This is a genomic window from Pseudothermotoga thermarum DSM 5069, from assembly GCF_000217815.1.
Lineage (GTDB): Bacteria > Thermotogota > Thermotogae > Thermotogales > DSM-5069 > Pseudothermotoga > Pseudothermotoga thermarum.
This window is the reverse complement of the sequence record NC_015707.1, coordinates 1,750,667-1,766,549: the sequence shown is the minus strand read 5'-3', so window position 1 is coordinate 1,766,549 and position 15,883 is coordinate 1,750,667. Positions and strand designations below refer to the sequence as shown.

Annotated in this window: 18 protein-coding genes and 1 riboswitch; of the genes, 6 read left to right on the top strand and 12 right to left on the bottom strand. The window is 39.2% G+C overall.

All coding sequences use genetic code 11. The annotated features are described in order from the left end of the window. Positions 1-6 precede the first annotated feature (6 nt). Entirely contained in the window at positions 7-843 is an 837-nt protein-coding gene (locus tag THETH_RS08765) for a tetratricopeptide repeat protein (protein WP_013932996.1), read from the top strand. On the opposite strand, the gene THETH_RS08760 is transcribed toward THETH_RS08765, so the two are convergent. Both THETH_RS08760 and mreB read right to left on the bottom strand, forming a co-directional pair. After that, positions 812-1,471 (bottom strand): hypothetical protein, encoded by a 660-nt coding sequence (locus THETH_RS08760; RefSeq protein ID WP_013932995.1) that lies wholly within the window; start codon positions 1,469-1,471, stop codon positions 812-814. The two genes, THETH_RS08765 and THETH_RS08760, sit on opposite strands and share 32 nt — an antisense overlap. After that, positions 1,472-2,482 (bottom strand): rod shape-determining protein, encoded by a 1,011-nt coding sequence (gene mreB / locus THETH_RS08755; protein WP_013932994.1) that lies wholly within the window; start codon positions 2,480-2,482, stop codon positions 1,472-1,474. 104 nt (positions 2,483-2,586) lie between these two features. Between mreB and THETH_RS08750 the strand changes: the two genes are divergently transcribed. Beyond that, positions 2,587-3,618, top strand: a complete 1,032-nt coding sequence (locus tag THETH_RS08750) for a lysylphosphatidylglycerol synthase transmembrane domain-containing protein (protein ID WP_322785264.1) — start codon at positions 2,587-2,589, stop codon at positions 3,616-3,618. Here THETH_RS08750 and THETH_RS08745 read toward each other — a convergent pair. Both THETH_RS08745 and THETH_RS08740 read right to left on the bottom strand, forming a co-directional pair. Continuing rightward, the gene (locus THETH_RS08745) at positions 3,578-3,781 is read right to left on the bottom strand and encodes a hypothetical protein (protein WP_013932992.1); all 204 of its coding nucleotides are present in this window, start codon (positions 3,779-3,781) and stop codon (positions 3,578-3,580) included. The genes THETH_RS08750 and THETH_RS08745 overlap by 41 nt on opposite strands. A 12-nt stretch (positions 3,782-3,793) precedes the next feature. Beyond that, a complete protein-coding gene (locus tag THETH_RS08740; protein ID WP_013932991.1) occupies positions 3,794-4,681 on the bottom strand; it encodes a YitT family protein in 888 nt (295 codons plus the stop codon). Between the two features lie 126 nt (positions 4,682-4,807). On the opposite strand from THETH_RS08740, the gene THETH_RS08735 reads away from it, so the two are divergent. After that, a complete protein-coding gene (locus tag THETH_RS08735; protein ID WP_013932990.1) occupies positions 4,808-6,016 on the top strand; it encodes an MFS transporter in 1,209 nt (402 codons plus the stop codon). 14 nt (positions 6,017-6,030) lie between these two features. Here THETH_RS08735 and THETH_RS08730 read toward each other — a convergent pair whose 3' ends face one another. From THETH_RS08730 to cbiB, 8 genes are read right to left on the bottom strand one after another with little or no spacing between them, the layout of a single operon-like run. Beyond that, positions 6,031-6,750 (bottom strand): adenosylcobinamide-GDP ribazoletransferase, encoded by a 720-nt coding sequence (locus THETH_RS08730; RefSeq protein WP_013932989.1) that lies wholly within the window; start codon positions 6,748-6,750, stop codon positions 6,031-6,033. Continuing rightward, complete coding sequence (locus THETH_RS08725; protein WP_013932988.1) at positions 6,737-7,375, bottom strand: hypothetical protein; 639 nt, start codon at positions 7,373-7,375, stop codon at positions 6,737-6,739. Before THETH_RS08725 ends, THETH_RS08730 begins: the two co-directional genes overlap by 14 nt. Continuing rightward, a complete protein-coding gene (locus THETH_RS08720; protein ID WP_013932987.1) occupies positions 7,372-7,872 on the bottom strand; it encodes a bifunctional adenosylcobinamide kinase/adenosylcobinamide-phosphate guanylyltransferase in 501 nt (166 codons plus the stop codon). The genes THETH_RS08725 and THETH_RS08720 overlap by 4 nt, the downstream gene beginning before the upstream one ends. Beyond that, positions 7,869-8,897: a nicotinate-nucleotide--dimethylbenzimidazole phosphoribosyltransferase gene (cobT, locus tag THETH_RS08715; protein WP_013932986.1), complete on the bottom strand. Its 1,029-nt coding sequence runs from the start codon at positions 8,895-8,897 to the stop codon at positions 7,869-7,871. The genes THETH_RS08720 and cobT overlap by 4 nt, the downstream gene beginning before the upstream one ends. A 5-nt stretch (positions 8,898-8,902) precedes the next feature. Continuing rightward, positions 8,903-9,541 (bottom strand): Dph6-related ATP pyrophosphatase, encoded by a 639-nt coding sequence (locus THETH_RS08710; protein ID WP_013932985.1) that lies wholly within the window; start codon positions 9,539-9,541, stop codon positions 8,903-8,905. Positions 9,542-9,559: 18 nt separating this feature from the next. Further along, the gene (cobO, locus tag THETH_RS08705) at positions 9,560-10,069 is read right to left on the bottom strand and encodes a cob(I)yrinic acid a,c-diamide adenosyltransferase (RefSeq protein WP_013932984.1); all 510 of its coding nucleotides are present in this window, start codon (positions 10,067-10,069) and stop codon (positions 9,560-9,562) included. After that, positions 10,070-11,098 carry an aminotransferase class I/II-fold pyridoxal phosphate-dependent enzyme gene (locus THETH_RS08700; protein WP_013932983.1) on the bottom strand — a complete coding sequence of 343 codons (1,029 nt, stop codon included), beginning with the start codon at positions 11,096-11,098 and terminating at the stop codon, positions 10,070-10,072. It lies immediately after the preceding gene. Beyond that, complete coding sequence (gene cbiB, locus THETH_RS08695) at positions 11,092-11,961, bottom strand: adenosylcobinamide-phosphate synthase CbiB (RefSeq protein ID WP_013932982.1); 870 nt, start codon at positions 11,959-11,961, stop codon at positions 11,092-11,094. Before cbiB ends, THETH_RS08700 begins: the two co-directional genes overlap by 7 nt. Before the next feature lie 68 nt (positions 11,962-12,029). Next, positions 12,030-12,218, bottom strand: a riboswitch (cobalamin riboswitch). A gap of 12 nt (positions 12,219-12,230) precedes the next feature. Here cbiB and THETH_RS08690 point away from each other — a divergent pair. The 3 genes from THETH_RS08690 (at position 12,231) to groL (ending at position 15,831) form a co-directional block, all read left to right on the top strand. Beyond that, positions 12,231-13,679, top strand: coding sequence for a cobyric acid synthase (locus tag THETH_RS08690; RefSeq protein ID WP_013932981.1), 1,449 nt, complete (start codon positions 12,231-12,233; stop codon positions 13,677-13,679). Positions 13,680-13,929: 250 nt separating this feature from the next. Next, positions 13,930-14,199: a co-chaperone GroES gene (gene groES, locus THETH_RS08685; RefSeq protein ID WP_013932980.1), complete on the top strand. Its 270-nt coding sequence runs from the start codon at positions 13,930-13,932 to the stop codon at positions 14,197-14,199. 15 nt (positions 14,200-14,214) lie between these two features. Further along, a complete protein-coding gene (gene groL, locus THETH_RS08680) occupies positions 14,215-15,831 on the top strand; it encodes a chaperonin GroEL (protein ID WP_013932979.1) in 1,617 nt (538 codons plus the stop codon). Positions 15,832-15,883 lie beyond the last annotated feature (52 nt).

Below are 15,883 nucleotides of genomic sequence, written 5' to 3'. Positions count from 1 at the left end.
GTTAAAGTGAGAAAGTTTTTACTTTTTACGTTTTTAATCATCTGTGCAGTTGTATCTGCCAATGGTTTGGAATATTACCTTTCAGCTATGAACGCGTACAACAAAGGTATGTACGCGCAAGCCCTTGATTGGTTTGAAAAAGCAATTCAACTTGATCCAAAAATCGAGTCGATTGATCCTCTTGTGAAATTGAGAATGGGAATATGTGCTTTTGCGGTGCGAGACTACCAAAAAGCCAAAGCGTATCTTTCGCCTTACAAAGACAAAGACGTGGTAACAACAAGAATACTTCAAATGATTGATCAAGGAGAACCGTTGACAGACGAGTGGCTCACATGGTTAAGATCACGTTTACCTTCAACGTCTTTTGAACCACGTACAACCACCAAAAAATCCGTACCAATATTGCTTTTGATAGGTATTTTTATCTCGACGTTTTCTGCCACGCTGATGCTGATTTTGTTTGTAAATAAGCTGAGGGCACGAAGGTTGAGCATAGAAAAAGAAATCCCTGTGGAAGAACAGCTTGAAACACAGCTAAACGAAGTAAAACAGCTTCTTGAAGAAGCTGGACAAACGTCAGCTTCCTCGAAAGCTTTAACATCCCAAGATCTTGAAGATCTTGAAAAACTGGAACAAGAACTCAGCAAACTTGTAGAAGAAGTGCTGAAAGAAAGCTCTACAAAAACCGAAGAAAAAGTCACCTTGATCAGCGAGGAAAATCCGTACGAAATTTTGAAAAAACTTGAAGAAAAGCAAACTTACAGCGACGAGGATGCCGAACTGATCTCAAAAACTTTGGAAAAGATCATCAGTAACCAGGAAGAAAGATCACAGAGTTAGGAACGAAAAACTTGTTGTCAACCAAAAATAACTTTCCTTTTTGGCCCAAAACAACCCCTATGAAATCATAGCCAAGACTTTTCAAAACAGTTCCGCAGGTGAAAACATCCGATACAAACACCTCAAAGCCTGTCACATTGATTTCTTCGTATATCCTCAATCTGTTGCCGCTCACAAGCTCGCCGTCCAAAATTACTTGATCTGATTGAACAACAACTGGTATGGATAAATCAGGTGAAAAAATGCTTTTTACCCAACTTATATGCCCAACACATCGTTCTGTTATTCCAACAATCTTTTTCGAAGCAGGATCAACCGCTATGTCACCTGGTTTCGAAGGTGCCGCAACTACAATGTACCAATCTCTAACACCCAGAACAACTGCCGAGGTGAAAGAAAAATGATCTTGCAACTGGATGGTTTCGTAAAGATCTTTTCCTAAGGCTGTTTTTATTCCTTCGGCTATCTTGAAAGCCAAAATACGACTTTTTTCCACAGGGCTTACAAGTGGTCTAAAAATCTGCCAAACAAAATTTGCAACACCGTTTGAAGTTATTATATCCAACACAAACAGCATCGAAAAAACCATTATCAAGGCAAGCAGTCTACTTACATCGTCTTTGGACATTCAATCCACCTGCTGCAACCTCTTCAGAATGTCAACCTTTTCCAGCGCTTTTCCTGCTCCTTTCGCAACACAAGTAAGAGGATCATCTACCTTAACAACTTTTATTCCTGTTTCTTTTTCTATCAATTTGTCTATACCGCGTAAGAGCGATCCTCCACCAACGGTTACAATACCACGTTCAACTATGTCGGTGGCAAGCTCAGGTGGGGTTCTTTCCAAAGTGGACTTAATGCTTTCGATTATTGCCGATACTGGTCCCATCAAAGCTTCTCTGATTTCTCCACCCCTGATGACTATTTTCCTGGGCAACCCAGAGGACAAGTCAATACCAGTTACAACCGTTTCAAGCGAATCGTACTCCGGTTCGGGGTAAACATTTCCTATGTCGATCTTTATTCTTTCAGCGGTTCTTTCGCCAATCGACAATCTATACATCTCACGGATATATTGAACTATGGCTTCATCCATTTCATCTCCAGCTATTCTTATCGAATCCCAAACGACAATGCTACCGAGTGAAATAACCGCAACTTCCGTTGTCCCACCACCGATGTCGACGATCATGTTTCCGTTCGGTTCTTCAACATCCAAATCTATACCAATGGCACTTGCCATTGGTTCTTCTATTAGAAAAACCTTGGAAGCTCCTGCATCTAAACCGGCTTCCAAGATGGCTCGTCTTTCAACGTTCGTTATACCAATAGGTACCCCTATGACGACGCGAGGTCTTAAAAAAGAAATGGAAGGTCTGGTTTTACCTATGAAATATTTCAGCATCGCCAATGCTACATCGTAATCTGCTATAACACCATCGCGTAGTGGTCGAACAGCCATTATGGAAGCGGGGGTTTTACCGAGCATCATCTTTGCCTCAAGACCAACTTTTAAAATTTCTCCAGTTTCAGTGTTTATCGCAACAACAGATGGTTCGTTTATAACTATGCCTTTACCACGAACGTAAACAAGTGTATTAGCAGTTCCAAGATCTATTCCTAAATCTCTTTTAACCATGAACTCAACCTCCATTTGACGTGTCAAGTTAATTCTATCACGCTGGCTTGGTAAAGTGAATTGTATATAATAAATTCGTCACGATAACGAAGGAGTGATTAACCATAGTCACCGGTATAATTCTTGGAATTCTTCTCAGCATAGGCGTGACAGTTTTAATATCGTTATTTTCAGCGGGCAGAGAAATTTTATCGGTGCTTCAGATGGTTAAAAAAGACCGCTTGCTTTTTGCCGCCTTGATGTACACAATTTCCATCATTCTAGATGCGTTGAGAACAAAGCTGCTTTCAAAAGTTGCGAAGACAAAAATCAAATACCCCAAATGCGTTGAGAACACACTGCTTGGACTTTACACCTCAGCGATAACTCCTTTTTCAATGGGAGGTCAACCATTTCAAATCTACCATCTTTTCAAAATGGGAATGTCTCTTGAATCCGCATCGATGGTTGTCGGAATAAAGTTCATAACTTCTTTCACAACAACTTTAGGATTAGTGTTTTTCTTTTTGCTCTTGTACGGGAAGAAGTTGATTTCAACAACAGCTTCCTCGCTCATAATATACGGCGGCATGGTGCTAACTGTGTCAATGTACATGTTCTTCCTGTTACTGATACTCAACAAAGATTTGACTCATCGCATCTTTACGTCAAAATTTATGGTGAAAATTCTATCGATCATTCTTAGAAAAAGAAAAGAACAAGTATTGCAAAAAGCAGTTCAATCGGTATCCAAATACTTTGAACTGATCAATCAACTTTGGAAACAATCGAAAAAAACGGTGTTTTTAAACATCGTAATAACTTTGGGAGAAATCTTTCTTGTTCACACCGTGCCGTACGTTGTTGCTACAAGCCTTAGTTCTTTGAGAATAAGCTATCCACAGTTTTTCGGTGCTATCATCACGATGACAGTAGTTGTTTACTTTGTTCCAACACCGGGATCCTCTGGGGGTGTTGAAGCAGCTTTTTACATGATGTTTCGCAATATGTGCTCACCGGCTGTGGTAAGCGCAACCATATTGCTTTGGCGCTTTCTCACCTTTCATTTGGTAATACTCATAGGTACAATTCTGCTTTCAAAAACGATTTATGAAATCAAATCAAGAGTGCAATCAAAAGAGACAAACCAAACATGATGGAACAAATCAAAACGGCTTTCCATCCGCGCCTGTTATGCCCCTTCATTTTCTCTTCTTCTTTGTTTTTCATGGCCCTTAGCCCCAGTTCAAAGCTCAAAATTGCAAAAAGCAAAACTATTGCTCCAGCGAAAAACAACAAGTTTGAAATCAGTTTCAACATCGAATACACCTCTTAGAAAACATTGTGAATGTTTTGAAAACCTTCACCAAAGGTATACCTTGCCTCACTGACGATTATGAACGCCTTTTTATCAGTCTTTCTTATGAATGAAATCAGTTCTCCAAGTTCTCGGCGTTTTAAAACAATCAAAAGAATTTGTCTATCCTTGCCAGTGTAAGCACCTTTTCCTTCTAAAAACGTCGCACCTCTTTGAAGGTCATAAAGAACAAACCTTGCAATTTCATCGTTTTTCTCCGAAATGACCATCACGAGTGTAGATGTCTCTATACCTTTCATGGCGAAATCTATCATCATTCCGTTCATGATTATCGCAAGTATGGCATACATACCAGTTTTTGCGCCGAACGTCACACCAGCCGTTATACCTATCAAAACATCAACCGTGAGCAAAGTTGTTCCTATTGGAAGTGCGAAAAATCTGTTCAAGATCCTAGCCACTATATCTGTTCCACCGGTTGAAGCGTTTTGCGTAAAGGTTATAGCCATACCAACGGCTGTGATGACCGAACCAAAGAAGACTGCGATGAACATATCTCCAGCGTGGTACTTTGGAATTGGTACAATTCTGTCAAAAAAGTCTATGAAAAATGTCGTCAAAAAGGTGCAATATATCGTCTTTACACTGAAATCAAAACCTACAGTTAAAAAGGCAAGCAAGAACAGTAAAGCGTTGATTATGTACATCCAAATTCCAACGGGAAGTTTAAAATAATGGTGCAAAATTATCGCAAGACCGCTTGCCCCACCTGCCGCTATGTTGTTGGGTATCAAAAACGTCACCACTCCAACAGCAGTTAGAGCCACACCAAGTGAAGCTACTATGTATTCTTTGACGATCACAGATTTCTTCACCAAATCACCTCCTTCGATGATTTCCATCGCAGCGTTTTGCCACCTATTGAATGATATCACAAGAAACAAATTGTGAGATAATCCTTATTGGTATTCAAGAGAAAAATTTTAATGGTTTTTGTTTTGTCTTAAACATATAGGAGGGTTTTTGCATTGGACATCCTTGAGCTTGAAAAAGACCTACACAAAAGGTTGATAATCTTCTCCTCGATTGATGGATTCTTTTTGGGTATTTACGGTGTGCTTTTCAATCTTTTTCTGAAAGAATCCGGATACTCCTCAAGCTTTGTTGGAAAAATTGCCGCTTACAACCTTTGGGGTGGAGCTGTGCTCGGATCTATGCTAGCCATTCTCAGCCAGCGTTTTGCCAAAAAACCCTTGTTTTTCATCTACTACACTTTGAGTGTGTTTTTTGGTTTTTACAGACTCATTGATTTTTCAAGCCCAAACCTTGAAATATGTTCATTTCTTTTTGGAGCGTTCACAGGGATAACAGGGATAATGGTTCATACTTCCGGGGCACAAACAACAGATAAGCAAAGACGCGGAAAGTTTTTGTCGGTAACCTTTGGCATCGGCATGCTTGTGGGAGTCTTATCGAACATGCTTGGTGGTCTTTTTGGTCAACTTGTAGGACTTAGAAACGCCCTTTTGATGGCTTCCTTGCTCAGAACAATGGCAATATTGTCAATCGTGAAAATCAAATTTTCAAAAGTACCTTCAAGACAAAGAAGTATTTTGACCGATGTTCAAAAAAAGGTACTTTTGTATTATCTTCTTTCAACAGCATCAGTTGGATTCGGCGCAGGACTTTTTGTGAACTTTGGCAACGTTATCTTTTACGATTTGTTTGGATTGAACGTTGCTTTGATAGGAATGATACTTTCTATAGCTCAGCTTGCAACTTCAATTGGGGCGATATTTTCAACAATTCTTGCAAAAAGAATTGGCGAAATGAGACTTTTGATAATTTCTTACGTCGTTGTTCCTGCGATGATAGTATCTTTGAGCTTCATAAGAGAACCTATAACTTTCACAACCGTGTATGTTTTGCGCTTTGCCTTCATGAACATGGTCACACCCGTTTTGAACAACGTGGTTTTTTCGTTTTTACCGCTAAACCTTTTATTAGCAACCTCTGGACTGAACAACTTTGTTGGAAGTTCCGCAAGAGCTATTTCCGCAAATCTCTTTAGCGTTTTTTCTAGCCTTCCAAACGGTTACACCCACATATTCACGATAAGTTCTCTTTTTTACATTCTTAATGCCTATTTCATGATCAGAATGTACTGGCAGCTTTCTCAAAAGAAAAGCAGATTATTCAACCTTTCCTCAATTTTCCAAAAATCCCGCACAAAATGAAAACAAAATATATTCTAAATTTCATTGATAACATAAGCCGCAAGCAAAATCAATAGCTGATTGATCATGCAACTTGCCCCAAGTACATCCCCGGTTATTCCTCCTATCTTTTTATTCGAAATCTTTGAAAAACTCATTGAAAAAGCAAAAACAATTAGAACAAAAACAAAGAAGCATTTTTGACAAACAAATACCAACGGAATCGTGAAGAAAAGTGCTAAAACAGCGTATAACTTCCTTGTTGGATAAAGTGAAAAAGCTAGTCCAGTTGTTTTTGCAGGTTTTGAAAACGTCAATAAAACGTTCATTCCCCATCTTCCCAACACTGCTGCAACAAGGAAGAAAACTGGTTCAACTAAACTGGTCAGTTCCCACAGCAGAACAACATAAAGCATCCCAAAAAACACAGCAAAAGGTCCAACATTTCCTTTAGACATTATTTCAAGTCTTTTTTCCTTATTCGACTGATTCAAAAAGCCATCCAGTGTATCCAAAAGCCCATCGAAGTGAAACAAGTCAAAAAGCCAAAAGACCACAACTAAAGCAAAAAATCTTGACAACAAATCACCAAAACTTAGCAAAAACAAATAAATTAACCCGGGAAGATACCCTACGGCTGGAAAAAAGACAACAGAACTTTTCAACGAATCGTCGGAAAAATACCTTTCGGGCAACTTCAGAGGAATTCTTGAAAGAAAGCTCAAAGACAAAAGAAATTTTTCAAAGAACCTCATCTTCCATCGCCTCTTTGTATATCCTAATCGACATTAAAACTTGATCAAAGTCGAATATCTCAAAGCAAACCAACGGAATTTTACAAATATCAAACCAAAGTCGATCCCTGATTAGCTTCAACATTTTCCGGTCGATCGGTAGATGATCCTTTTTCGCCCGTTCGTCAAATCCCATCATGTGAAGTTCGACAATTTTTTCTGGAAGAACTTTTGAATTTTTCACACCAAGAAAATAATGCCCTACGTCGAACGTGATTCTTTCATGTTCGACGAACTTTTCTGTCAAATTTTCGATAGAAACTTTTTTGCTATTCAAAAGCAATTCATCAAGCCCATTCATGGGATGAAGCACGTAATTTAAAATCTTCATCGGGGAATTTTCAAAATACCTAAAAGCCTGCAAAGCCATGAGAGCGTCATCTGTAGGCAAATGAACAGTGTAAAAAAGCCCTTTCGACTGAAGTTCCACAAGGCCGTTCATTTCATCTTCTATCAACTTCTTCGTTTCCTCATCCCAAGCGTAGACCAAAAGTTCCACAAAATCAACCTTGTTGACAACCAACTTCGCGTTTTCGTAGTACGTACCAGCTACAAGCCAAGAAGTACTTCCAAGAAGTTGTTTCATTTTATCCTGACCCCTATTCCACAAACCATTAGATACACTTCGTCGCATCTTTGTGCTATCAAAGAGTTTAACTTTCCAAGTGTTTCAACATACTTTCTAGTAACAAAGTCTGCCGGAATCACCCCAAGGCCAACTTCGTTGGTTACGATCAGCTCCTTTCCACAAAGATTTTCAAGTAAAAGGTTCACATGGCGCTCTATCGTTTCAAAATCATCTTGATATTCAAAAAACAAATTTCCAAGCCATGTTGTTAAACAATCCACAACGATCACATCAAACTGATCTTTTATCCTTGAGATGACCTCATATATCTTTAAAGGTTCTTCAAAGGTTACAAAATCATCCCCTCTTTCTTTTTTGTGTCTTTCGATTCTCTCTTTCATCTCTTTATCAAAGCCAACTCCTGTGGCGATGAAAGCACGCTTTTCAAACTTTTTTGCTATTTCCAAAGCTTTTCTGCTTTTTCCAGATTTTACACCACCGGTTATCAAAATCAAGTTTGATCACTCCCTTTTGATACTCCAGCAGATTCAAAAGTTGCCATCTGTGAAATCATCTTTATGGCAGCTTCGATGATTGAGATAGCCAAGGCTGCCCCTGTACCTTCGCCAAGCCTCATTTCTAAATCCAATATGGGTCTTAACCCCAAGTATTTCAACATAACCTCATGACCTTTGACTTTCGACTTATGACCTGCAAAGACAAAATCTAAAATGTTTTTGTTCATTTCATAGGCAATCAAAAGTGCTGCCGTTGTTGGAAAACCGTCCACAACAACAGGACAACGATTTTCACAGGCTTCAAGTATAAAACCAACCATCTGACCAATGCAGAAACCACCAACTTTTGAAAGCACATCTATTGCATCTTTTCTGTCTGGTTTGTTCACCTCAAGGGCTTGCCTAACCACCTGTTTTTTCCTTTCCAAAGTTTTCTGGTCAATAGGTGTTCCAATGTCAACAACCTCATCCACATCGAATCCAAACGCAGCTGCAATTGCAGCTGCAATCGTTGTATTTCCGATTCCCATATCCCCAACCACCAACAAATCTGCTCCTTGTAATATAGCCGACCTTGCTATTTCCCTTCCGTATTGAATACATTTGACAGCTTCTTCTTTACTCATCGCTGGTCCGAATGCTATGTTTTTAGTAGCGTATCCAACTTTTCGTTTTATCAAAAATGGATGATCTTCAAAATCTGCATCGACACCAGCATCCACGACGAAGACTTTTGCCCCAACATGCTTTGCAAAAACATTGATCGCTGCCCCTCCGTTCAAAAAATTGAAAACCATTTGCTTTGTAACTTCCCTTGGATAAGCCGAAATACTACATTCTGTAACCCCATGATCTGCCGCAAAAACATAAATCCTTTTGTCCTTGAAAAGCTCTGGTATAACCTTTTGCTGTATCAATCCAATCTTTAAAGCAATTCTTTCAAGTTCGCCAAGGCTTCCAACAGGTTTTGTGAGATTGTTCAACCTGTTGATTATCATTTTTTCAAGTTCTTTACGATCCATCTTACTTACCCCCTCAAATCCAAAAGCCAACTTGTTTCAGTTTCAACAATATCCAAAACCTTGAACTGTACAGGCTTTTCGAATATTGGTCCATCATACACAAAAGTATGGTATTCTCCATTTTCTCCACAAATATCAATCCTCAAACTTTTGATGAGTTCAATTGTTTCACAGCTTAAACTTTTACCAAGAAGGACTTTTGCGTGTGGAAATTTTTTTGAAACAGCTACCACTAATGCTTTAAAACCAAGGTCTACAAATTCCTTTAAGATTTTCTCTCTATCTTTTTTCCAAAGTGGTTCAAAAACCCTCACACTTTTCTGCATGCAAACTCTTTCCACCCAATTTCTGTGTTCTTCTAGGTCTATGTCCCCAAAGATCCCTATTCCGCCTTTAGCATAATTGTCCAAAAAGTTTAGAAAAACTTTCTCATAATCATCCCAGGTAGCACATTCAAAATGCCATGGAATTTTCAAACTGCTTGCTTGATTTTTGAAAAGCTCTTTTTTTATTCCATGGGCCCTTGACCTATCGCAGTCTTCATGAAGCATTGTAAAAAGCAAATCGACCTTTCCAAAGGTTTTAATACCGTAGTACAAAGCTAGGCAACTGTCCTTTCCTCCGCTCCAAGAGCAAAAAATCATTTGATCACCTGCCGAATCTCAAAATTCTATCCCTTTTCTTGCCATAACACCCTTTGTGTAGTAATGTTTAACTTCGACCATCTCCGTCACAAGGTCGGCGTAGTCTATCAATTCTTTTGGAGCGTACCTGCCAGTCACCACAACCTCAGTTCTTTCAGAGCGTTTGTTTAAAACCCCTATCAACTCTTGAACGGTGAAAAGATTAAAATAAATCGCTATGTTCGCTTCATCCAAGATAACTAAATCGTACTTTCCGCTCGTAAGCTTCTCTTCAACCTTTTTCAGCCCTTCCCTTGCAAGCTTTACGTCAAGCTCATCCGGCTTTCCTTTGATGAAACACCCTCTTCCAAATTGTTCAAGTTCGATGTTTGGAAAGTACTTGACAATGTCAAGCTCGCTATATTTCATTCCTTTGATGAACTGACCGATGTAAACTTTTAATCCAGCGCACGCAGCTCTGACTGCCAAGCCAAAAGCCGCCGTAGTCTTGCCTTTTCCGTTACCGGTGTAAACATGAACGTAAGCCATTCATCCACCTTCCTTCATAACCAAGAGATTTGATATTTCTTTAAGTTTTTCAAGAAGAAAATCGTTGGCTTGACTATCCTTAATTCCAATTCTTATAAAATCTCCTATCTCGAAACTTCTAGCATCTCTGACAGATATTCGATGTAATCTTAAAAAATCAAGCACTTTGTCAATTTCTTTGACTTTCACCATAAAATAATTTGCATCTGACTTGAAAAAATCGAAACTCGCGAATTTCTTCATCTCGTTTTTGATGTATTTCTTTGTTCTTTTCAAAAAATCTTTCCAATCGTTGGCTAGCAACTTTTCAAGAAACACATAACCTGTTCCACCCACTGCCCAAGGCATTCTTCGAGAAAGGAAAACATTTTTGTATTCGGCGCTTTTGACGTACCCAACTCTAACACCTGGCAAACCAAAACTTTTTGTAAAGGTTCTAAGTCTTATTATCTGCTTTGATACCTTCAAATTATTTTCAAAAGATCTTAATTTTTCTTCATCAACGAAATCCAAAAAGGCTTCGTCGATTATGCATAGAACACCCTTATCAACTAAAGTGTTCAAAAGTTCAGATAGATCAAGAAAAATTCCAGTTGGGTTATTTGGATTCGATGTGATAAAACACATTCTCTTGCCAATCTTTCTGTATTTTTCCACAAGCTTCAGAAGTTTTTCGAAATTTTCAACTTTGTACTCACAATTTTCAACCATTGGTACTTTGACTATTCCAAAGCTTGAAAAACTTGCAACACGAAAGTATTCGTAATAGTTCGGCACAGGTATGAAAACCACACTGTCCTTGAAAAACTCCCATCCGATTATGTGCAAAGCCTCCATAGCACCTGCTACTATCACCGTGTCGTTTCCAAAAGTATTTTGAAAATTTTCTTCCAACCATTCAATGTAAGTGTACCTTCTAAGATCCTCGTTCAACTTGGAAAGATCTTCGAACCATTCTGGCACAAAAGGATTAACGGAAATCGAAAAATCCAAGAAATCCTTCTCTCTAATCCCACCGTGGATCACCATAGTTTAAACCTCCATAGAAAAGCAATCATCGTGAAAAACATAACCAAAACCACGTACTTATAAAGTCTTAACCCTTTCAAAATGTCCTCTTTGGTGGGTTCTCTCCCTTCAAAAGAGTAATAGCCAATTTTTTCAAATTTCACGCCAAGTACACCTGCAAAAGCACTCATGGGATAAGTGGCGTTGATCTTTACAGGACCGTATTTTCGAACATAATTTAGAGCCCTTTTTGGATTGAACAGTAAGATGAAAAAGCAACTGATCCTAGATGGAATGAAGTTTAGAGCATCATCCATTCTCGCGGCGAACTTGCCAAACCATTCGTACCTGTCGTTTCTGTACCCAAACAAAGCATCGTAAGTGTTGACAACCCTGTATAACCAAGCACCTGGAAGACCGAGTAAAATAAAATAAAACCACGGACCTGTTATGGCATCGGACAAATTCTCAGAAAGGCTCTCAAGTGCAGCTGAATAAAGATGCCATTTATCAAGCTTTGAAACATCACGGCTAACTATAAGGGAAACGTTTTTTCTAAGCGCTTCAACATCATCTGTGAAACATCTATGGACGTGCTCGTACAAACCTCTTATTGAAAATGAAAATTTGAACAAGATTATTGACAGCACGATTCTAACTGGATAGGTTAACCTTTGAACCAGCAAAATCAAAGCTAACCACAGCAAAGCTTCAACTATCAAAGCCGACATTCCCAGCACAAAAAGCAAAACTTTGTTGGTCACTTTTTCTCTCGCTTTGTCCAAAAAGCTCCCGATTCTTCCAATGTAGTAAACTGGATGGAGAAGATTTTGAGGCTCGCCGAACAACAAATCTAGCAAAACTGCTCCAAGAAAAACAATCAATTTCTCGTTTATAATTCATCCCTCCAAACTGCAAAGAAAAACCGCTACTTCCAGGGACCGTGGAAGTAGCTTTGATTCTCCAAATCGCAGGTATCCCGGCTCGTGGATCATCCTACTCCTCGCGCCTTCCCAGCCTAAGCCAGTGGCTTTTGCGAGTTTCGTCCCCACTCACGGTCGCGGCCCGGCGCTGGATTTTCACCAGCTTCCCCGCGATTTGGAGCTCTTATTACTTCAGAACAATAATATCATAAATATAGGGGTAATCAGCTATGAAACTAATGATTCTTGGAACAATGTCGAACGTTGGAAAATCTCTTTTCACCGTAGCCTTGTGTAGATATTTTTCAAACCTAGGATACAAAGTAGCCCCATTTAAAGCACAAAACATGTCTCTAAACAGCATTGTATCAGTTGAAGGCGGAGAAATGGCACTTTCTCAGTATATTCAAGCAATTGCCGCAAGAACGGTGCCGTCTGTTTTGATGAATCCAATCCTGTTAAAACCAGACGTACAAGGCATTGAAATCATTGCGAAAGGTAAACCAATTGATTTCGAGAAATCCAACAGAAGATACATGTACGATAAAAAGTTAGAACTTCTCAACATAGTTCTAGAATCTTTCAATGAACTTGCCAAAAGTTATGAAATCGTGATTCTTGAAGGCAGCGGTGGCACAGCTGAGATAAATTTGAAGGAAAGAGAGATCAACAATATCACTCTTGCAAAAATTTTAAACTGTCCTGCCATTCTAATAGCAGACATCAGCAATGGAGGGGCTTTCGCGCAAGTTGCTGGAACATTTGAACTTTTGGATGATGAGGAGCGAGATCTCATCAAAGGTTTTTTGTTTAATAAATTTCATGGCGATCCAACGCTTTTACAAGATTATCCAGAAAAACTTGCTAAGCGCTACAACACGAGGTTTCTCGGGACGGTTACATATATCGAGCACAATTTACCTGAAGAAGATATCTTATCGAAAAAAATAGGTGTTCAAAGCGAGTTAAAAGTCGATATCATAAAACTTCCGCGGTTTTCAAACACCTTTGATTTTGATCCGCTTTTCGAGAATTTCGATGTCGCACTTGTTGAGGAACCTCGAAGTGACACCGATGTGATAATAATCCCAGGTACAAAGTTGCCCATTCACGATCTAAGGTGGTTAAAAAACAAAAAGGATGCAATACTTAAAAGCCTCAAAAACAAAGCCTTTTTAATTGGAATATGTGGTGGTTTTCAAATTTTAGGAGAAAAACTTATAGAATTGGATCAAAACGGTAAAGTTGTAAATCGAGAGGATGGACTCGGTCTGTTACCAATCGAAACAGTTTTTCACCCTTACAAGATCACCTGCTGGCTTACCGGCAAAGAAAATCTTTTCGGAACAATTGTGGAAGGATACGAGATTCACAGGGGAATTTCAACACCGACTAAAGACGTTAAACCTTTTGCTATCATCTTCAAAAAGAACAACGCTCCAACCGAGAATTTTGACGGTGTGATACTCGACAGGATAATTGGTACTTGCTTTCACCACTTGTTCCACAATCATCAGTTTTTTGAAAAGTATTTCACTATGGTTGCAGAAGAGAAGGGAAAAAGTTTAGACGCAATAAAAAGGTATGACCTTGATGCACAAATAGAGCTCATTGCATATCACTTCACGAATAGCATAGATATGGAAAGCATATTCGAGTTAATTCGTTTCACACAATAAAATGAGGGAATAAAAGCCTTTCCCAAGTTTGGTTAGACATAGCTCAATGTGAAAAACGAAGAAATAACGAGAAAAAACGAGAAAAAATAGCCAATTGGTAAATAAAAACGAATGAACTGAAATAAACCGAATTTTTTACCAATAATAGCCGAAAATTATCCCTTGATTTCTACCCAAAACCAGTGTATGCTATAATTAGCACTCGAAGATATAGAGTGATAAAATTACGGAAGCGAAAGGAGGTAGCACCATGAAAGTGATTCCATTGGGTGAAAGATTGTTGATCAAACCAATTAAGGAAGAAAAGAAAACTGAAGGCGGAATAGTTTTGCCTGACTCGGCGAAAGAAAAACCGATGAAAGCAGAAGTTGTTGCTGTTGGAGAAAAGGTAGAGAACATCGATGTTAAGCCTGGGGACAAGGTTATATATTCCAAATATGCTGGTACGGAAATTAAGATTAATGATGTTGATTACATCATTATTGATGCGAATGATATTCTAGCGAAAATCGAAGAGTAAAGGGAGGTGTGAGCGATGCCAAAACTGTTGAAGTTCAATGAAGAAGCTAGAAGAGCTCTTGAGAGAGGTGTTAACAAGGTTGCCGATGCTGTTAGAATAACTCTTGGTCCAAAAGGTAGAAATGTTGTCATCGAAAAAAGCTGGGGTTCTCCAACCATAACAAACGACGGTGTTTCCATAGCAAAGGAAATTGAGCTTGAGGACAAATTTGAAAATCTTGGAGCTCAACTCGTAAAAGAAGTTGCTTCCAAAACCAACGATGTTGCTGGTGACGGTACAACGACAGCGACAGTTCTTGCCCAAGCTATGATCAGAGAAGGTTTGAAAAACGTTGCTGCTGGTGCAAATCCAATTCTTTTGAAAAGAGGTATAGACAAAGCAACGGAAAGAGTTGTGAAATTCATAAAGGAAAAAGCTAAGAAACTTTCTGGTCGTGATGACATTGCTCACGTCGCAGCTATAAGTGCTAACAACCCAGAGATTGGAGAACTGATCGCCGAAGCTATGGACAAAGTTGGAGAAGATGGAGTTATAACAGTCGAAGATTCGAAAACACTTGAAACCTACGTTGAATTCACGGAAGGTATGCAGTTTGATAGAGGATACATTTCACCATACTTTGTTACCGATGCGGAAAAAATGGAAGTAGAACTAAAAGAACCATTCATTTTGATCACCGACAAGAAATTGAGCGCAATCAAACCGTTGATACCAATTCTTGAAAAAGTCGCTCAAACTGGTAAGCCACTTCTTGTCATCGCCGAAGATGTAGAAGGAGAGGCTTTGACAACTCTTGTTTTGAACAAACTAAAAGGAACACTTATGTCTTGTGCCGTCAAAGCTCCTGGTTTCGGTGACAGAAGAAAGGCTATGCTACAAGATATCGCAATTTTGACAGGTGGGACTGTTATAAGCGACGAACTTGGAATAAACTTCGAGGATGTTACACTTGAAGATCTTGGTAGGGCAGATCTTGTAAGAGTCAAGAAAGATGACACAATAATTATCGGTGGAAAAGGAAAACCAGAAGAAATCAAGAAGAGAATCGCCCAGATCAAATCTCAGATTGAACAGACAACTTCTGAGTACGAAAAAGAAACGCTCCAAGAAAGAATGGCTAAACTTGCTGGAGGAGTTGCTGTCATAAAAGTTGGTGCTGCAACTGAAACAGAACTCAAAGAAAAGAAACACAGAATTGAAGACGCATTGAGCGCAACAAGAGCAGCTGTTGAAGAAGGTATCGTACCTGGTGGAGGAGTAACACTGCTTAGAGCAAGAGAAGTTCTCGAGGATCTTATCAAGCAACTTGAAGGAGACGAAAAAGTTGGAGCTATGATTGTATACAAAGCTTTGGAAGCCCCAATTAGACAAATAGCTGAAAATGCTGGTTACGATGGCGCAATCATTGTTGAAAGAGTTCTTGCAAGCAAAGATTTTGGCTTTGGATTCGACGCTCTTAAAGGTGAATTCACCGATATGTTCAAAGCAGGAATCATCGACCCAGCGAAAGTTACAAGAAGTGCGCTGCAGAATGCTGCTTCTATCGCTGGAATGCTCTTGACAACTGAAGTTCTTGTTGTGGAAAAACCTGAAGAAAAGAAAGAGCACACACCACCAATGCCTGAATATTGATGCCTGAAAAAAGATAAAAGGGGGCGTCAAGCCCCCTTATTTTTTATGCTTT